The 18,976-nt window shown below is 66.1% G+C and carries 13 protein-coding genes and 1 pseudogene; 10 read left to right on the plus strand and 4 right to left on the minus strand.

The genetic code is table 11. The annotated features are described in order from the left end of the window. Window positions 1-105: 105 nt before the first annotated feature. From A9J21_RS26890 to A9J21_RS26930, 9 genes and pseudogenes are all read left to right on the plus strand, one after another. The gene (locus tag A9J21_RS26890) at window positions 106-1,278 is read left to right on the plus strand and encodes a CaiB/BaiF CoA-transferase family protein (RefSeq protein WP_066741060.1); all 1,173 of its coding nucleotides are present in this window, start codon (window positions 106-108) and stop codon (window positions 1,276-1,278) included. A 9-nt stretch (window positions 1,279-1,287) separates the two neighbouring features. Next, entirely contained in the window at window positions 1,288-2,130 is an 843-nt protein-coding gene (locus A9J21_RS26895) for a CoA ester lyase (protein ID WP_066741065.1), read from the plus strand. A 301-nt stretch (window positions 2,131-2,431) separates the two neighbouring features. Further along, the gene (locus tag A9J21_RS26900) at window positions 2,432-3,796 is read left to right on the plus strand and encodes a TolC family protein (protein WP_066741066.1); all 1,365 of its coding nucleotides are present in this window, start codon (window positions 2,432-2,434) and stop codon (window positions 3,794-3,796) included. After that, the gene (locus tag A9J21_RS26905) at window positions 3,780-4,979 is read left to right on the plus strand and encodes an efflux RND transporter periplasmic adaptor subunit (RefSeq protein ID WP_066741068.1); all 1,200 of its coding nucleotides are present in this window, start codon (window positions 3,780-3,782) and stop codon (window positions 4,977-4,979) included. Before A9J21_RS26900 ends, A9J21_RS26905 begins: the two co-directional genes overlap by 17 nt. 10 nt (window positions 4,980-4,989) lie before the next feature. Next, window positions 4,990-8,112 carry an efflux RND transporter permease subunit gene (locus A9J21_RS26910; RefSeq protein WP_066741239.1) on the plus strand — a complete coding sequence of 1,041 codons (3,123 nt, stop codon included), beginning with the start codon at window positions 4,990-4,992 and terminating at the stop codon, window positions 8,110-8,112. 185 nt (window positions 8,113-8,297) lie between these two features. Continuing rightward, on the plus strand, window positions 8,298-9,638 hold the full coding sequence (locus tag A9J21_RS26915; RefSeq protein ID WP_066741069.1) for an LLM class flavin-dependent oxidoreductase: 1,341 nt from the start codon (window positions 8,298-8,300) through the stop codon (window positions 9,636-9,638). A gap of 87 nt (window positions 9,639-9,725) precedes the next feature. Beyond that, window positions 9,726-10,547, plus strand: a complete 822-nt coding sequence (locus A9J21_RS26920) for a MetQ/NlpA family ABC transporter substrate-binding protein (protein ID WP_066741072.1) — start codon at window positions 9,726-9,728, stop codon at window positions 10,545-10,547. 24 nt (window positions 10,548-10,571) lie between these two features. Next, window positions 10,572-11,357, plus strand: a pseudogene (locus A9J21_RS26925) (methionine ABC transporter ATP-binding protein); the annotation flags it as partial. 31 nt (window positions 11,358-11,388) lie between these two features. Next, window positions 11,389-12,033 carry a methionine ABC transporter permease gene (locus tag A9J21_RS26930; protein ID WP_066741076.1) on the plus strand — a complete coding sequence of 215 codons (645 nt, stop codon included), beginning with the start codon at window positions 11,389-11,391 and terminating at the stop codon, window positions 12,031-12,033. A gap of 38 nt (window positions 12,034-12,071) precedes the next feature. Here the strand turns inward: A9J21_RS26930 and A9J21_RS26935 are convergent, their stop codons facing one another. Continuing rightward, window positions 12,072-13,328, minus strand: a complete 1,257-nt coding sequence (locus A9J21_RS26935; protein WP_082926629.1) for an acyl-CoA dehydrogenase family protein — start codon at window positions 13,326-13,328, stop codon at window positions 12,072-12,074. 97 nt (window positions 13,329-13,425) lie between these two features. Beyond that, complete coding sequence (gene pcp / locus A9J21_RS26940; protein ID WP_066741078.1) at window positions 13,426-14,073, minus strand: pyroglutamyl-peptidase I; 648 nt, start codon at window positions 14,071-14,073, stop codon at window positions 13,426-13,428. A gap of 104 nt (window positions 14,074-14,177) precedes the next feature. Here pcp and A9J21_RS26945 point away from each other — a divergent pair, with 104 nt between their 5' ends. After that, a complete protein-coding gene (locus A9J21_RS26945) occupies window positions 14,178-15,113 on the plus strand; it encodes a LysR family transcriptional regulator (RefSeq protein WP_066741080.1) in 936 nt (311 codons plus the stop codon). 57 nt (window positions 15,114-15,170) lie between these two features. Here A9J21_RS26945 and A9J21_RS26950 read toward each other — a convergent pair whose 3' ends face one another. Then, on the minus strand, window positions 15,171-18,380 hold the full coding sequence (locus tag A9J21_RS26950; protein WP_066741083.1) for an autotransporter outer membrane beta-barrel domain-containing protein: 3,210 nt from the start codon (window positions 18,378-18,380) through the stop codon (window positions 15,171-15,173). Next, entirely contained in the window at window positions 18,377-18,916 is a 540-nt protein-coding gene (locus A9J21_RS26955; protein WP_066741085.1) for a hypothetical protein, read from the minus strand. The genes A9J21_RS26950 and A9J21_RS26955 overlap by 4 nt, the downstream gene beginning before the upstream one ends. Window positions 18,917-18,976 lie beyond the last annotated feature (60 nt).

Below are 18,976 nucleotides of genomic sequence, written 5' to 3' on the forward strand. Positions count from 1 at the left end.
TGATTCTACTTATGGTGCCTTCCGCAATCCCTATTTCACATGGCTGGCGGCCGCGGGTAGATTGTCGGCATCGCGCCATGCGCATCTTTCGCCCCCGACACTGCCATGTCCAGACCGCTTGAAGGCATCACCGTCGTCTCGCTCGAACAGGCCATCGCCGCGCCGTTCTGCACCCGCCAGCTGGCCGACCTGGGCGCCCGCGTCATCAAGATCGAACGCCCGGGCCCTGGCGATTTCGCACGCGCGTATGACACCCGGGTGCGCGGGCAGTCGTCGCACTTCGTCTGGACCAACCGCTCGAAGGAAAGCCTGACGCTGGACGTCAAGGCGCCGGGCGCCGCGCCGGTGCTGGAGGCCCTGCTGGAAAAGACCGACGTGCTGGTGCAGAACCTGGCGCCGGGGGCATCCGCGCGGCTGGGGCTCGACCATGAAACGCTGTCGAAGCGCTATCCGCGCCTGATCGTCTGCGATATCTCGGGCTACGGTGGCGACGGCCCTTACCGCGACAAGAAGGCCTACGACCTGCTGGTGCAGAGCGAATCGGGCTTCGTGTCCGTGACCGGCACGCCCGACGAGGGGGTCAAGGCCGGAGCCTCGGTGGCGGACATCGCCGCCGGCATGTACGCCTACAGCAACGTGCTGGCGGCGCTGATCGAGCGCGGCCAGACCGGGCGCGGCAAGCGCATCGACGTGTCGATGCTTGAATCGATGGTCGAATGGATGAGCTTCCCGATGTACTACGCGTTCGAAGGCGCCGAGCCGCCGCCGCGCGCCGGTGCCGCACACGCGACGATCTATCCCTACGGGCCGTTCCCGACCGGCGACGGCAAGACCGTGATGCTGGGCCTGCAGAACGAGCGCGAATGGGCGGTGTTCTGCAAGGTGGTGCTGCAGGAACCCGAACTGGCCACGCAGGCCGCGTTTGCCACGAACAGCCTGCGCAGCGCCAACCGCGCCCAGTTGCGGGCCCGCATCGTCGAAGCCTTCGGCCGGCTCAGCGCCACCGAGGTGGTGGCGCGCCTGGAAGAAGCGAAGATCGCCAATGCCAGCGTCAACACCATGGCCGATGTGTGGCATCACCCGCAACTGGCCGCCCGCGACCGCTGGCGCCAGGTGGATACCCCGGCCGGCCCGATTCCGGCGCTGCTGCCGCCGGGCATGACCGACGCGCGGATGGACGCCGTGCCGGGCGTCGGCCAGCACACCGACGCCATCCTGGCCGAAGTGGGCTGCAGCGCGGCGCAGATCGCCAGCCTGCACGCCGACGGCGTGGTCTGAGGAGGCGGCATGAGCACAACCCCTGCCCGTGCGCGCGTCCCGCGCAGCTATCTGTTTGTGCCGGCGTCGCGCCCGGAACGTATTGGCAAGGCAATTGCGGCGGGTGCCGACGCCGTGATCGTCGACCTGGAAGACGCCGTCGCGCCGGATGCCAAGACCGAAGCGCGCAACGGGATGACTGCCGTATGGCGCTCACTGCAGGCGCAGGCCGACTCGGCTGGCGTGGCGCTGCTGCTCCGCGTGAATGGCGCCGATACGGCGTACTTTGCCGACGATCTGGCGTTTTGCCAGATGCAGGCCGTGCAGGCCATTGTCCTGCCGAAGGCTGACAAGGCGTCGCTGGCGGCCCTGCGCGCCGTGCTGCCGGATACCCCGTGCCATGCCTTGCTGGAAACCGCTGCCGGTTTTGTCGATCTCCCCGATGTGGCGCGTGCGCCCGGCGTCACGCGTCTGCTATTTGGCAGCATCGACCTGATGTTCGATCTCGATGTGGTGGATGACGACCTGCCGCTGCATGCCTGCCGCAGTGCGCTGGTGCTTCACTCCCGAGCCGCCGGCCTGCCCGCGCCGGTGGATGGCGTGTGCACCGCCATCGGCGACGCCCAGGCTCTGGCCGCCGATACGTTGCGTGGACGCCGCTTCGGATTTGGCGCCAAGCTGCTGATTCACCCGAACCAGATAGCCGGCGTGCATGAGGCGCTGGCGCCTTCCGCTGCCGAAGTGTCTTGGGCCCGGCGCGTGGTGGAGCAGGCTGCCGCCGCCCAGGGGGCAGCGATTGCCGTCGACGGGAAAATGGTCGACCGGCCGGTGCTAGAGCGTGCGCAAAGAATCGTGGAAGCCGCAGCCAGTTAATATTCGATTAATGTTTTAACGGAAAAACATCCCACACGGTCATTTACGTTTGCGACACGCCAATCGGTGTTTTCCCTGACCGGTGGGTTCGACGCAAATGCCGAAATTTGTCGGCAGGATGAAAGCCGCTTGTAATCAAGATGCTGTCAAATGCGCATGGGAGATCGTGCGCTGTCCGGCATAAGGAATAAAGGGGCGCCATTCGGGCAAGCAAGAACAATAAAAGTCACTTGCCCGGTGCACCATTCGGGTGGCACGGTCGTTTACTGCAGACTGAAAGTCGACTTGAGCCAGACTGATCGTGCATTTTCCTGTTTCCCGTGCCGCCGCGGCAACGCTGCTTGCCCTGGTGGCCAGCGCTGGTCACGCCGCCAGCGAGCCGATGCCGCCCGACGGCCCCTGCGTGCCACCGCCGGCCAAGGCTGCCCTCACTTTGGCGCAGGCGCGGCTTGACGCGCTGCGCTGCAATCGCGACATCATTGCCGCCCGCCGGAATGAAGAGGCCAGCCAGGCCGATATCCAGATTGCTTCCCAGCGGCCCAACCCGGTGCTGAGCCTGGGCGTGGCGAACATCAACCCGCACCTTGGCGTGGGCGCCGGCAATCTGCGCAGCAAGACGGTGGACTCCACGGTTCGCGTGGACCAGGTCATCGAGACCGCCAACAAGGGCAACCTGCGTACCGAGGCCGCCCGCAAGGCCAGCGCCGCCGCTGGCGAACAGACCCAGGCGGTGGTGGCCCAGCAACTGGGCGCCGTGGACCAGGCCTGGTACGAAGCCGCGGTCAGCCAGAACCGCGTGGAGGTGCTGACCGAGACGGTCGGGCTCTACGGGCGCACCCAGCAGGCCAACGAGACACGGCTCAAGGCGGGCGATGTATCGCGCGCCGACGTGACCAAGCTCCAGCTTGAAACGCTGCGCGCCCAGAGCGACCTGCGCGCCGCCATTGCCGACCACATCAGTGACAAGGCGGCCCTGGCCGCCGCGATGGGCGTGCCCGGCACGCTGATGGACAACCGCCTGGTGGCGGACTGGCCGGCTCCCGATGCGACGGTGCCGCCGTTCGACCCCGAGGTGCTGCAGCGCCGCCCCGACGTGACGGCCGCCGAAGCGCGGCTGGCCGCCGCGGCGTCGCAGCGCGACCTGGCCCGTGCCGGCCGCGTGCCCGACGTGACCGTCGGTGTGCAGTACGAGCACTATCCGGTCTCGGAGGCCAATACCACCGGCAGCGGCAACAGCTATGGCGCCTTCGTGTCGATTCCGCTGTTCGTGCGCCACAGCTTCGGTGGCGAGGCGCGCCGTGCCGAGGTTGACTACTACGCTGCGCTGGATGACCGCAACCGTATCCTGCTCGAGGCCCAGAACGAGATCGGCAGGCTGCGTGCGCAGCTGGATGCTGCCCGGGCGTCGCTGCAGCAGATGCGTGAATCGGTGCTGCCGGCCGCCGAAAGCGTTGCCAACAGCGCGGAATTCGCCTATTCGAAGGGGGCCAGCGGCGTGCTGGACCTGCTCGATGCGCGCCGCGCGCTGCGCCAGACCCGTGTGGATGCCGTGGAGGCACAGGGCAACTATGCCAAGGCATTGTCGGCATACCTGACCGCGCTTCAATCCACTCAATCCGATATCAACAAGCTTCCCCAGGTTCGTTCCGATGCGTCGCGCCCTTAATTTCCCGTCTCTCTCCGGCCGTTTCCGCATGGCCGCCGTGGTGTCGCTGTGCGCGCTGGCATTGGCCGGCTGTGGCAAGAAGGAAGTCCCGGAAAACGATGACGAGCCGAAGATCACCGGCCAGACGATCACGTATCCGGCCAGCGTGAAGGCCCTGCCGGGCGTTGTCGGCCAGCCCGTGCAAAGTGGCGGCGACCGCATGCTGAGCATGCCGGGCCGCCTGGTCTGGAACGAGGACAAGACCGTGCGCGTGGCCACGCCGTTCGTGGGCCGCGTGATGGAAATCTTGGTGCAGCCGGGCACTGCGGTGAAGGCCGGTCAGGCGCTGGCCATGCTGACGTCGCCCGACTACGGCGTGGCGCAGGCCGACGCCCGCAAGGCGGCCGCCGACAGCGCCGTGGCCGCCAAGGCCCTGGCCCGCCAGCGCGAGCTGTACCAGGCGGGCGTGATCGCCCAGAAGGACCTGGAGCAGTCGCAGGCCGACAACGCCCGCGCTGCCGCCGACCTGGCGCGCACCCAGGCCGCGCTGCGCATGTATGGCGCTGGCGGCGGCGATGCCGTGAACCAGCGCTTTGCGCTGCGCAGCCCGATCGACGGCCTGGTGGTGGAGCGCAATATCAATCCGGGCATGGAAGTGCGTCCCGACCAGCAGCCCAACGCGCCGCTGTTCCTGATCACCGATCCGAGCACGCTGTGGGCGCAGCTCGACGCCACCGAGGCCGACCTGGGCCTGTTCAAGCCCGGTATCAACGTCCAGCTGGTCAGCGCCGCCTATCCCGGTGAAACGTTCACGGGCACCGTGGTGAAGATCGCCGACTACGTCGATCCGGCCTCGCGCAGCGTGAAGGTGCGCCTGGCGGTGCCCAACGCCGACCGCCGCCTGAAGGCCGAGATGTTCGTCACGGCCAGGCTCCAGGCCGCGTCGTTCCAGGGCATCTCGGTGCCGTCCAAGGCCGTGTTCCTGGCCGACAACAAGAATTACGTGTTCGTGCGCACGTCGGCCACGCCGTTCGTGTTCGAGCGCCGCGAGGTCAAGCTGGGTGTCTCGCTGCCGGGCACGACCGAGGTGGTGTCTGGCCTGAAGGCCGGCGACGTGGTCATCACGGACGGCAACCTGTATCTGCAGGACATCCTGCGCGACGCCACCGCGGTGAATGCCGCGCGCGCGACCGCCAAGCAATAAGGGCGGCCCGATGATCCAACGTATCGTTCATTTTGCGCTGCACCAGAAGCTGTTCGTCTGGCTCGGCCTGATCATCTTCGTCGCGGGCGGCCTGGCCGCCTTCAAGAACCTGCCGATCGAGGCCTTCCCGGACGTCTCGGACATCCAGGTCAACATCATTACGCTGTACCCGGGCCGCGCCGCCGAGGAAGTGGAGCGCCAGGTCACCATTCCGATCGAAACGGCACTGGCCGGCACGCCCAACTCGGTGCGCGTGTTCTCGCATACCCAGTTCGGCCTGTCGTTCATGATGGTGACCTTCAATGACAAGGCCACCGACATTACCGCGCGCCAGCAGATCATCGAACGGCTGCGCAGCGTGGACCTGCCCGACGGCGTGCAGCCGGAACTGGCGCCGCTGTCTACCGCCATCGGCGAGATCTTCCGCTTCCGCCTGACCGGCAAGGGCTATACGGCGCAGGAACTGCGCACGCTGCAGGACTGGGTGGTGGAAAAGAACCTGCGCCAGGTGCCGGGCGTGGCCGACCTGGTGACGATTGGCGGTTCGATCAAGCAGTATGAGGTGAACCCCAACCTGGGCCGCATGCGCGACGCCAAGATCTCGCTGTCGCAGCTGTTCACGGCGCTGCAGCGCGGCAACTCGAATGCCGGCGGCGGCGCGGTGGCCCATGGCCGCCAGCAGTACCTGCTGCGTTCGCTGGGCAGCTTCCGCTCGTCCGCGGATATCGCCAACGTGGTGGTGGCCGAGAACAACGGCACGCCGATCCTGGTCAAGGACATTGCCGAGGTAAAGGTCGGCTCGGCGCCGCCGCAGGGCCTGATGGGCCAGGACAACGAGGACGACATCGTCTCGGGCATCGTGGTGATGCGCAAGGGCGAGAACCCGTCGGTGGTGCTTGAGGCGCTGAAGCAGAAGATCGAGTTGCTGGACACGCAGATCCTGCCCAAGGGCGTGAAGATCGTGCCGTACTACGACCGGTCCACGCTGATCGACAAGACGCTGCATACGGTGTTCGGCAACCTGGTGGAGGGCGCGCTGCTGGTGCTGGCCGTGCTCTACCTGTTCCTGGCCAATGTGCGCGCGGCGGCCATCGTGGCGCTGGTGATCCCGCTGTCGCTGCTGTCGACGTTCATCGGCCTGACGTGGGTGGGCATTCCGGCCAACCTGCTGTCGCTGGGCGCGATGGACTTCGGGATCATCGTCGACGGCGCGGTGATCGTCGTCGAGAACATCTTCAAGCGGCTGGGCGAGCTCAAGGAACAGCAGATCAAGGACAACAAGGCGCGGCTCTACGCGATCCTGCAGGCCACCACCGAAGTGGGCCGGCCAACCGTGTTCTCGATGATCATCATCATCGCGGCGCACATCCCGATCTTTACGCTCCAGCGCCACGAGGGCAAGATCTTCGCGCCGATGGCATACACCGTGACGGGTGCGCTGATCGGCTCGCTGATCCTGTCGCTGACCGTGGTGCCGCTGCTGTGCCACCTGCTGCTGACCAAGAACATCGCCCACGAGGACAACTTCGTGGTGCGCTACTGCAAGCGCATCTACGAGCCGATGCTGGCCTGGGCGCTGGACAACAAGAAGACGGTGGTGGGCATTGCACTGGGCCTGCTGGTGGCAACCGTGGGCGTGGGCAAGTTCCTGGGCAGCGAATTCCTGCCCGAGCTGGACGAAGGCTCGATGTGGGTCAGCTTCGACCTGCCGGCGTCGGTGTCGCTGGACGAGGCGCGCGACCAGGCCCGTATCCTGCGCACCGTGATCCGCAAGACCCCCGAAGTGAACACCACGATTTCCAAGGTGGGCCGCCCCGACGACGGTACCGATCCGAAGCTGATCAACACCGTCGAAATCCTGGTCGACCTGAAGGCCGACAAGCAATGGCGCGCGGGTTTCGACAAGCGCAAGATCATCAACGAGATCAACCACAACCTGCGCCAGTTGCCGGGCATCGAGCCGAACTTCTCGCAGCCGGTGCGCGACAACATCCTGGAAAGCATCTCGCAGATCAAGGGCCAGATCGTGATCAAGGTGCAGAGCGACAGCCTTGAACACAACAAGAAGGTGGCCGACCAGATCCTGGCGAACGTGCAGTCCGTCCAGGGCGTGATGCGCGCGTTTATCGACCGCGATGGCGAACTGCCGCAGTACGTGCTGGAATTCGACCGCGCCCAGGCCGCCCGCTACGGCATCAACGTGGCCGACGTGCAGGACCTGATGGAAAGCGCGCTGGCCGGCAAGGCCGCCACCGAACTGTGGGAAGGCGAGAAGCACTTCAGCGTGGTGGTACGCCTGAAGCCGGGCGAGCGCGAACTGCCGAACCTGCCGAACATCTTCATGCAGACGGCCGACGGGGCGCAGGTGCCGCTGTCGCAACTGGTGACGTTCCGGGCGGCGTCCGGCGCAATGAACATCAGCCGCGAGAACGGCCAGCGCACCACGTCGATCGGCATCTTCATCCACGACCGCGACATGGGCAGCGTGGTGAAGGACATGCAGGCGCTGGTGAAGAAAAATGTGAACGCAGAGGACGTCAAGATCAGCTGGTCTGGCGAGTTCGAGAACCAGGAACGTGCCATGGCGCGGCTGTCGATCGTGGTGCCGCTGTCGGTGCTGCTGATCTTCCTGCTGCTGTTCAACGCCTTCCAGTCGTTCAAGAGCGCCGCGCTGATCATCTCGAACATCCCGTTTGCGCTGATTGGCGGTGTGTTCGCGCTGTTCCTGACAGGCATTCCGCTGTCGGTCTCGGCGGCCATCGGCTTTATCGCGCTGTTTGGTCAGGCGGTGCTGAACGGGGTGGTGATGGTGACCTACTTCAACCAGCTGCGGCAGGAAGGCATGCCGGTGCGCCAGGCCGTGCTGACCGGCTCGATGGACCGTCTGCGCACGGTGTTGATGACGGCCATGCTGGCGATGCTGGGCCTGTTCCCGATGGCGATCTCGCGTGCCATCGGCTCGGAAACGCAGCGTCCGCTGGCCATCGTCATCATCGGGGGCCTGATCACGGCCACGCTGCTGACCCTGATCGTGCTGCCGACGCTCTACGAGTGGATGGTGGGCCGCAACTGGCCGGACGAGGAAGGCCAGTCGAACAACGATAACCGCCTGAACGATTCCATGGCGAATTGAGCAGGGCTGGCAGGGCAGCAAGGAAGACCGGGGCAATCGCCCCGGTTTTTTTTTCGACGGCCAGCCGCGGAACGGCACGCAGCAGGGCATATCGATATCGGCTTTCGTTCGTTCGCGTTCCCGGGTTTCCTGCCTATGCTCAGCGGCTGAACCGTATTGCCAACGCGCACCCGCGTCTCGCCACCATGACCCATGCCTTGCCGCCCGCCCGGCTTCACCTGAATCTCAACGCGCTTCACTCGGGCTTCGTGCCGTCGGCCTGGCGCCTGCCCGGTAGTGATCCACGCGCCTTTGTCGACGTGCAGCACTATGTCCGGCTGGCGCAGATCGCTGAGGCCGGCAAGTTCGACGCGATCTTCCTGGCCGACAATGCGTCCATCGCCGACCAGGTCAACTTCCGGCCCATCACCGCGCTGGAGCCCACCGTGCTGCTGGCCTGCGTGGCGGCGGCAACAAGCCATATCGGAGTGGTGGCAACGGCTTCGACGAGCTACAACGAGCCCTACAACATCGCGCGGCGCTTTGCCACGCTGGATCATGTCAGCGGCGGACGTGCCGGCTGGAACGTCGTGACGACGGCCGACGCCGGTTCGGCGCGCAATTTCGGTCGTGCCGCGCCGCCGGACCATGCGCAACGCTACGCGCGCGCCGACGAGTTCACCAGCATCGTCAAGGCCTTATGGGATAGCTGGCACGACGACGCGTTTGTGGGCGACCGTGATTCGGGCCGCTTCGTGGACACCGAAAAACTGCAGCCGATTGTCCATCACGGGGCGTTCTTCGATGTACAGGGGCCGCTGAACCTGCCGCGCCCGCCACAAGGGCATCCGGTGCTGTTCCAGGCCGGTGGGTCGAACGACGGGCGCGAACTGGCTGCGCGGCATGCCGAGGCCGTTTTTTCGGCGTCGCAATCGCTGGAAGAGTCGCGCGAATACCGCGCGGCCCTGAACCAGCGTGCCGAATCGCTGGGCCGGGGCCCGGCGGCGATCAAGGTCCTGCCGGGCCTGACAACGATCATCGGGGCCACCGAGACCCAGGCACGCCAGCGGCGCGACGCGCTGGTCGACCTGATACCGTGGGACTACAGCCTCAACCGGCTGGCTGGCACGCTGGGCATTGCCGCCGACCAGCTGTCGCTCGATGCGCCATTGCCGGACGGTCTTGCGCTGCCGGCCAATGGCAACCACACGTTCTTCCACGCGACGATCGCGCTGGCACGGCGCCAGCACCTGACGGTGCGTGCGTTGATCCGCGAGCTGGCGGGTGGGGGCGGGCATCGTGTCATTGCCGGCACGCCCGAGCAGATCGCCGATGATATCGAGCACTGGTTCCGCAACGGTGCCGCCGACGGCTTCAACCTGATGCCCGATGTGCTGCCCGATGGCGTGCAGGACTTCGTGGATGGCGTGGTGCCCATCCTGCAGCGCCGGGGGCTGTTTCGCACGGACTACGAGGGCGGCACCCTGCGCGAGCACATGGGACTGGCCCGCCCGGCAGGCAGGGCGCCCGCACGCGCGGCGGCGTAGTCCGCATTTGCTATCTCGGATTACTTCTTGGACCGGGGGCGAAGGGCTTCATAGACTGGTGCTTCCCAAACTCTCGCACCTGTCATCATGAAACGACGCTCCGCCTTTGGTGTCATCGCCGCGCTGGCTCTGGCGCTGACCTTGCCGATTGCATCGGCCTACGCCCAGACAGCGGGCGGCAAGACGCTGAAGGTGGGCGTGCGGGGCGGTGTGGACGAGGAAATCTGGGAGGTCGTCACGCGCGAAGCCGCCAGAAACGGCCTGAAGGTTGAAACGGTGATCATCACCGGCACCGCCAGCCCGAACGAGGCGCTGAACAACGGTGACCTCGACGCCAATTCGTTCCAGCACATCCCGTTCCTGCGCGACCAGATCCGGCAGCGTGGCTACAAGATCGCCAACGTGGGCGACACGCTGATCTCGCCGATCGCTTTCTACTCGCGCAAGGTGAAGTCGCTGGAAGCGCTGCCCAACGGCGCCCGCATCGGCATTCCGAACGATCCGAGCAACCAGACCCGCGCCCTGGTCATTCTGCGTGACCATGGGTTGATCAAGCTGAAGGACGGATTCGACCCGTACACGGGTACGGTGTCTCTGGCCGATATCACGGCCAACCCGCGCAAGCTCGAGTTCATCGAAAGCGCGTCGGTGGTACTGCCGCGCGCGTTGCCCGATGTCGATGCGGCGGCCATCGTCAACACGTTCGCATACCAGGCGGGCCTGATCGCCACGCGCGATGGCATTGCGGTGGAAAGGCGCGAGAACAACCCCTACGTCAACGTGATTGCCGTGCGGGAGAAAGACAGGAACGCACCGTGGGTGCCGCAGCTGGTCAAGTCGTACCAGTCGGAGGCGGTGCGCAAGTTCATCCTGACAAAGTATCAGGGGTCGGTGATTCCGGCGTTCTGAGAGCCGACGGCAAGGGGCTATCGCATGCACACGATCTCGCAATTGCCGGCACGTGACCCGCACATCGTGTTCGAGCAGGTTGGCAAGACCTATCCGGGCGCGGCGTCGCCTGCACTGGCGGATGTGTCGTTCACGATCGAACGGGGCGAGGTGTTCGGCATCATCGGCCGCAGCGGCGCGGGAAAATCCACGCTGCTGCGTAGCATCAACATGCTGGAGCGGCCCGATCGGGGCCATGTGTGGATAGACGACACCGACATCGGCCGCCTCGACGAGCAAGGGCTGGTCAGGCTGCGCCGGCGCATCGGCATGATTTTCCAGCACTTCAACCTGATGTCCGCCAAGACGGTCTTCGACAACGTGGCCCTGCCGCTGCGCGTGGCCGGCGTGCGGCGTGCCGAGATCGAAGCCCGCGTCAGTGATCTGCTGGCAACGGTGGGGCTTGCCGACAAGGCGCAGGCCTATCCGGCGATGCTGTCGGGCGGACAGAAGCAGCGCGTGGGCATTGCACGTGCGCTGGTGCATCGTCCGGAGATTCTGTTGTGCGACGAAGCGACTTCGGCGCTCGATCCCGAAACAACCGAACAGATCCTCGCGCTGCTGCGCGGCATCAACCGGCAGCTTGGCCTGACCGTGGTGCTGATCACGCACGACATGGCCGTGATCGAGGAGGCGTGCGACCGCGTGCTGGTGCTGGACAATGGCCTGGTGCAGGAACAGGGACCAGTGTGGCGCGTGTTTGCCACACCACAGGCCGAAGCCACCTTGTCGCTGCTGCGGCCCCTGCGCAAGCGTCTGCCGGCAAGCGTTCATCCTGTGGAGGTAGCCCACCGTGTTGCCAATGGCTGAAAAATACCTGAAAGCGTTCGGCGAAACCCTGCTGATGACGGGCAGCGCCTGCCTTGTGGTGTTCGTGGTCGGCATGGCATTGGCCATTGTGCTGACGGTCACCGCGCCTGGCGGGCTGGCACCGAGACCGCGCACGAATCGCGTGCTGTCGGTGCTGGTGAACATGTTCCGCTCCATCCCGTTCATCATCCTGCTGGTAGCCATGCTGCCGGTCACGCGGCTGATTGTGGGTACCACGATGGGTACGTGGGCCGCCGTGGTACCGCTCAGCGCACACCTGATACCGTTCTTCGCACGGGTGTCGCAGGTGGCGCTTAACGAGACCGACGCCGGGCTGATCGAAGCGGCGCGCGCAATGGGCTGCCGACGCTGGCATATCGTGCGGCACGTGCTCTTGCCGGAGGCGCTGCCGGCTTTGATCGGAGGCGCTACGGTGACCGTGATTGCGATGATCGGGTCATCGGCCATGGCCGGTGCGGTGGGGGCGGGGGGACTCGGCGACCTGGCGATCCGCTATGGCTACGAGCGCTATGAAACGGCCGTGATGTTCAACGTGATCGGAATCCTGGTGGTCCTGGTCACGGCGGTGCAGTTCGCGGGCGAGCGGCTGGCCCGCCGCTTCGATCACCGCCGGTAGCGACGCCGCTGTGCCCATCGGGGCACGGCGGCAGTTCCTCAGAACAGGCCGGTGGTAGGCGGCGGTTCGTCCTTCAGCAGCCATGCCCCGACGGCCGCGGCCTTCCATTGACGCGGATTGTGATTGGCTACCGTGCGGGCATTGCGCCAGTGCCGGTCAAGGTTGTACTGGCGGTCGCAGGTGGATGCCCCGCCGACATCGAACGCCAGCTCGGCGCTCTTGAGCGCGGCCGCCACGGCGAAGTACTGCGCCTGGGCGACGTCGGTGGATGCCTGCGTCAGCGACGCGTTGCTCAGGTTGTCCGCCCACGCGGCGTCTATGGAGTCCGCGGCGCGCAGCGTGGCGGCTTCGGCCGCAAACACCTGCGCGGCAATCTGGCCAATCGTTTCCTGCACGTAGGGATCGTCCACCGATCGCTCCGCCGAACTGTGCTTGATCGGCCGGGCTTTGTTGCGCGCGAACCAGACCGCATCGTTCAGGGCGTTGCGTGCGATGCCGGCTTCCGTGGCGGCCAGAAACAGCTGGAATACCGGCGACACCGGATTGCGGCGGTCGCGCGGAAGATGGCTGGCGCGTAGCTCGTCCGCCTCGACCCGCATGTTCGTGAATTGCGTGGTGCCGCTGGCAGTCAAGCGCTGGCCGATGGTGTCGAAATCATCGACCAACGTCATGCCGGCCCGCTCGCGAGGCACCGCGAAGTGCGTTTCCTTGCCAGCCTCGTCCACGGCAATGGAGCTGATCCAGTCGGCATAGAGCGCGCCGGTACTGTAGTACTTGGTGCCGTTGACCACGTAGTGATCGGCGTGGCGCACGATAGTGGCCTGAATGGCGCCATGCTTGCCGCCGCGCTCCACGCCGCCGTTACCGACGATGTGGCCCGCCAGCAGCCGATCAAACCAGCGCTTGCGCTCGGCTTCATTGTCCTGACCCGCGAGCAGCCCTTCGATGAGACCGAAGTTGGGCCGCAATGCCTGGGCCAGATTGGCATCGACGGCGGCCAGTTCCTGCACAAAGCGGATCGCGTCGCGCATGCTGCCACCGGGGCCACCATACGCCTTCGGGATGCGGAAGGTCAGCAGGCCGGCATTGGCTACCTGGCGGGCAAAGTCGAAAGGCAGTTTGCGGCGGCCTTCCCGCTGCGCGGCATCTTGCGCGATGGCGGGCAGCAGTGCCTGGGCGCGCTGGCGCAGCACGGCTACATCCGGGGCCGGAGCCAGTGGTTCAGCCGCCGGCGGCCGGGGTGCCGCTGCCGCGTCGGCATCGGCAGCGGGCGCGATGGATTCTTGAAATGGCATGCAGTTGTCCTTCGGGTCTCTCGGGGAATGAGCACGAAAGACATCGTGCAGCAATTCTCGCGACCGGTAACGACCGATTTCGCATGCCGTTATGCGGCTAGTGCGTGGCGCCCCCGATTTCCTTGAGATCGACGGACACTTCCAGTGCGGTGGCTACCATGACCTCGACGGCGGCGATCAGCGTGCCAACATCCATGCTCGGGGCGCCAGGGTGCGCAGCGGCCATCTGCGGCAGGTACGGCACGTGGATGAAGCCACCGCGCAGCGCCGGCCGTTCGGTTGCGATGCAATGCAGCAGCGAATAGAAGATGGCGTTGCAGTTGTACGTGCCTGCGGACTGCGAGACCGATGCGGGGATGCCCGACGCGCGCAAGCGCCTGACCAGTGCCTTGATCGGGAGCGCGGAGAAATAGGCGACGGGGCCGCCGGGGATCACGGGTTCGTCGACGGGTTGCCGGCCGGCGTTGTCGGGAATGCGCGCGTCCACGACGTTGATTGCCACCCGTTCGATCGATACGTCGCTGCGTCCGCCCGCTTGTCCCAGGCACAGGACGACGACGGGATCGACCTCCGCGACGGCGCGCAATAGTGCCTGCCGGACATCGGCGATGACGCAGGGCAGCTGGCGCGCCACCACACGGGCGCCGCCAATCACGCGCGCGTCGATGGCGCGGGCCGCTTCCCATGAAGGATTCAGGGTTTCGCCATCGAATGGCTCGATGCCGGTGACAAGTACGGTTTGCATTTGGCGCTGTCCGCAGGAGGGGCGAATGGGAAAGAAGAGGGTCCATCGTAACGACCGGCGCGGGATTCTTGAAATGGATATTCGATATCCGTTAAATTGATGAAATGAATCTATCCCGGATCGACCTGAACCTTCTTGTGGCATTCGAGGCGCTGTATCAGACGCGCAGCGTCACGCTGGCCGGCAAGCGCCTGAACCGCGCCCAGCCGTCGGTGAGCAATGCGCTGACCCGGCTGCGGGCGCTGTTTGGCGACGATCTGTTTGTGCGCACCCATGCCGGAATGCAGCCCACGGAGCTGGCGCACGCGCTGATGCCGGGGATTTCGTCTGCGCTCGACCACGTTCGCCAGGCCGTGGGCCAGTCGGTGGCGTTCGACCCGGCCGCGCCGGCCGGGCGAAGTTTTACCATCGCGGCCACCGACTACGCCGACATCGTCCTGCTGCCGCATGTGATCGGCCGGCTCAGGCGGCAGGCGCCGGACATCGATCTGCGGATCATGGCGCTTGACCGCGCTGCCCTCTACGAGCAACTCGATCAGGGCGTGGTGGACGTCGCGATTGGCGGACACCTCGCCGCACCGAAGCGCATGGTGCAGACCAGGCTGTACGAGGAAGACTTTGTCTGCATCGCCAGCCGTTCGCATCCACAGCTAGGTACGCGTGGCCGGCGCCGCGGCATCGACCTGAACACCTATCTGCAGCTGCCTCATGCGCTGTTTGCTCCGGGCGATAGTGGATCGCGGCGCGGGGTCATCGACGGCAGGCTGGACAAGCTGGGCCAGCAACGGCGTGTCGCAGCCACGTTCTCGCATATCGTGGCACTGCCGCTGGCGGTGGCGCACAGCGATCTGGTGGCGACCGTTGCCAGGCGGGTGGCACTGAGACTGGCGTCCCCCGAGGTGCAGATCCATGAACTGCCCGAGCAGCTTGCCGATACCGCATTCGACATCGAGCTGATTCACAACCGGCGTACGCAGGCCGATGCCGCGGCCGTGTGGCTCAGGCAGGAGATCCGGTCAGCCGTCAGTGACATGCGCTAACGTGCGTGCATCAGGCCGGATCGCGTTTGGTGTGCCAGCCTCCCGCCTGCCGGCCTGTTACCACGTGTATTTGACTCCCAGGCGCCCGATGAATGCGTGATAGGCCTGCGATCCCCACTGCCATCCGACGTTGCTCCAGCCAGTCCAGCCCTTGCGTCCCTGGACGTCGAGCCCCAGCTTGACCTCGTAGCGGTTGCTCGGATAGAGATCGCCCATCGACACGCCGTTCAGCGCGACATTGTTGTCGACGCTGTCGTGCCACCAGTTGAGCGTCAGGTAGGGCTGGTAACGGTGGCCCTTGTCGTCGATCCAGGTGCGATGCAGCCGCACGCCCAGCCGGGTGATGATGCCATCCGAATCCGCGCCGCCAACCTGCGTGCCCGAGGGTTCGGTAAAGGTGCCCTGGTAGCCGCGGACGTAGATGACCTGCGCCTGCGGTTCGACCACCCAATCCCGGGTGTGGCTGGGCAGCCAGGCATAGCCGGTCTCGGCGGACAGCGCGAGCACCTTCGAGTTGTAGCTGGCCTGCTGCAGCAGTTCGCCGTTGACGTGGTTGTTGAACCAGCCGAACTGCATCCACAGGTCGGTGTACCAGCCCAGGCGGGACTTGTCGTTCTGGAACCACGTGCCGTAGACGCCGACGTTCACGCCTTGCACATCGCTGTCTGCCTTGAACGGGTTGCCGGCGGCGCGCCCCGTGCTCGATCCCCAGTTGTACCCGAGCATGCCACCCAGGTGCAGGCGGTCGTCGCCCCGGAAAAGCGACCACTGTGCGACGTCCCCGCCAAGCTGGAGCATCCATGCCGTGCTCTGTGCATCGAAGGTGCCGTTGCTGGTGCGCGAGCCGATGTCCTTGCCGACAAGGCGCACCCAGCCCGCCCCCCGTTTCTGGTCGTCGTCCCCGAAGGTTTGTTGCTCGGTCCATTGCGGCTCGCCCAGCCGGTCGTGCAGGCTGTGCACGAGGAACCCCGCCGCGAGCCGCTGGTTGGCCAGGTAGGCGCCCACCTCGGGCCGGAACAGCGGCACGATCACATCGGGATTGGGCGCCGGGGGGGGTGTGGGCGGCGTTGGCGGATCGGCCCGCTCGCTGCGCAGATACCAGGCGTCAGGGTTCGTGCCATCGGCGGCGCCACGGAACAGGCGGTATTCGTAGACGCCGGCGACGGCACGGCCAGACTGCGTGAACGCGCTGGCTCCGGTAGTGCCGCCGTTGACGACGTCCACCACCAGAATCCCGTTGCTGTGGGTCAGCGCCCCCTGGCCGCCGGCGTTGGTGACTCGCAAACCAGACGTGCCGGACGCCGTGCCGCCATCGATGACGAGCTTGTCCGATGGAGAGCCGTCGGTACCGAGTGCGGTATTGACGCCCAGCACGCCACCGTTGCCCACGTAATTGCGTGTGGTCAGCGTCTTGAACGTGCCGCCGGTGGGTGCCGTGAATGCCACGGTGCCAGCGTTCGCCACCTGCTGCCGGACGTTGGAATCGCCGGTGACAGACCACGTGCTGGTGCCGTCGACGCTGACATTGGTCGCCCCCAGCGACGCGCCAGACCAGCGCGACGCCGTGGCCAGCGCCAGGTTGGCGGTGGCGGCGTCATCGACGACGGCGTCTCCCGCCAGCACGCTGCCGTTCTGGGCCGTGATATCGACCAGCGTTGCCTGCGGCGGCGGCGTGCCGGGCGGGGTGGGGTTGGGCGCGACCGCGCGCAGCAACTGGGTGCCGCCCGTTATCGATGTCCGGTCGGCGGTGATGGTGGTGGGGCCGCCGAACGCGTAGATGGCGCGGCCGTTGGGCGCGGTGATTTCGCCGCCCGTCACGATGACGCGATTGGTGAGCGTTTCCGAGTAATTCTGCGTGTAGATGCCCAGCGTGCTGCCGGTGGTCGTGACTTTTGTGTCTGTCAGCGCGATGGTGGGGCCGACGCCGCCCGTCACGGTCTGGCCAGTCACGAGATAGAGGGCGCCTGAGCCCGCGGCGGTGACGGTGGAGTTCGTAGCGCTCACGAATCCGTTCTGGTCCGCACCCAGTGCGAAGCTGGCTGCAGCCGGGGCGTTGACCGTGCTGCCGGTCAGGTTGATGCTGTTCAGCCCTGAAATCGTTCGCGCGCCGGCATACACGCCATAGCCGCCCGACGCATTCATGTTGATGGTGGTGTTGGTTGCGTTGATCGTGCTTTGGGACTGAAGCGACCCGTTGTTGCTGGGCGACGCGCGCAGCCCGGCCGGCGTGGAGCTAATGACACTGCCCAGGGTTGACGCGGTGCCGGTATTACTGACCAGGGCTGCACCTGGCGACGCGCTGACGGTCATGGTGGTGCTGCCTGCACGGTTGATCGTGATGACCGAATCCGCCAGCGTGACACTTGAACTGGTGCCGGCGTTGGCGGCGCCGGTGGAGCGCGGATCGCCGGCATATGCCACCACGCCGGAGCTGGCGTCGGCACCGTCGATGGTCAGGCCACGGAATGTCGCGGTAGATCCGCCGAATGCCACCACCCCGGCACTACCGTTGCCGCCCGAGCCGGTCAGGTGGATTGACAAGCCGTTGCCGATGGCGGTGTCTGCCTGCGGCGAGGCTTCGAGCACGATGCCGGTACTGGCTTGCCCGTTCATGTTTATCTGCGTGCCGGCCGGCAGCGTGAACGTGCCGCCGTTGTTCGCGTAGAGTCCGACCGAGCGCGCGCCGCTGGACGAAATCGTGTTGTTGCCTTGCAGCGTGAGGCTGCTGCCCGCGCCGGACGTGCCCAGGGCAATGGCACTGGGCTGGGTAACGCTCACGGTACTGTCGGTGAGGGTGATACGCCCGCCGCTCTCGGCCACTGCGCCAAAGCCGCCGCTGCTTCCGGTGCCTGTGTTCAGGATGTTCAGGCCGCTGGCGGTGATGCTGGCCGCCGTGCCGTACGCGACCGCCCCGGTGCCCGATCCGGAGGTGGCTACCGTGACGCCCGGCAACGAAACGATGTTTGCTGCGGCGCCGCTGGAATTCGCGAAGAGGCCAACCCCGTCGACTGACTGGATACTGATCGGAGCGGCCGCAGACCCGGGTGCATTGGGGTCCAGCGTCAGCGTACCGGCCGTCACCGAGGTGGCGGCTGTAGTGCCGGAGGTTGTCACCGTGGTGTTGCCGACAATCGTCTGGTCGCCAGTCGATCCGTCGTTGACGACCGTCGTGTTGAGGGTGCCGGGGCCGAGCGCGCGAGCCAGGAGCGGCGTTGCCGCCATGGCCGTGCAGAGCACATGGAACAGGGTCTTGTGGCCGCCGGTCATTGGCTGCTCACCGGGATGGGCAGGGCAACATCGGGGCGTGCCAGCGACCGCGCGAAGGGCGAATCGGCATTCAGGTAGTCGGTCATCACCTTGCGCAGGATCTCGGTGTCGTCGCCAAGCAGGCGCGGATCGCCATCCTTGCCGACGTAGTGCACGGTGGCGATGCCTCGCTGCGTGTCGTACAGCGTGGCAACCCGGTGAGCGGGGTTTTCCGGATCAGTCATCCGGCCGAGCAGGTAGGGCCGCTCGTCGATCCGCAGCGGCAGCATGGCCGACGCCGTTACCGCAGGGGGTGTGTCACTGCGTGCCTTGCCGCCGGGCAGTTTGTCCTTGACCCACTCCGGCACCTGCTCGCCGCCATGGCGCAGGCTCAGTGACAACGCATGGCGGAACGCTGGCGTGGCGGCGTACACATCATCGAACAGCGGACACCGGTCGGCTTGCGTGCACTGACTTGCCATCGCGGCGCCGCGCGGAGCATCCTGCTTCACCGGCCCCGTGTCTTCGGCCGCCAGCGCGGTGCCTGCCAGCAGCATCAGAAGACAGGCACAGCAGCGTCGGTGCCGTGATGGTGGTACACGCTTGCGTGGCACACG

The sequence above is a fragment of the Cupriavidus sp. D384 genome, from assembly GCF_001652915.1.
Taxonomy (GTDB): domain Bacteria; phylum Pseudomonadota; class Gammaproteobacteria; order Burkholderiales; family Burkholderiaceae; genus Cupriavidus.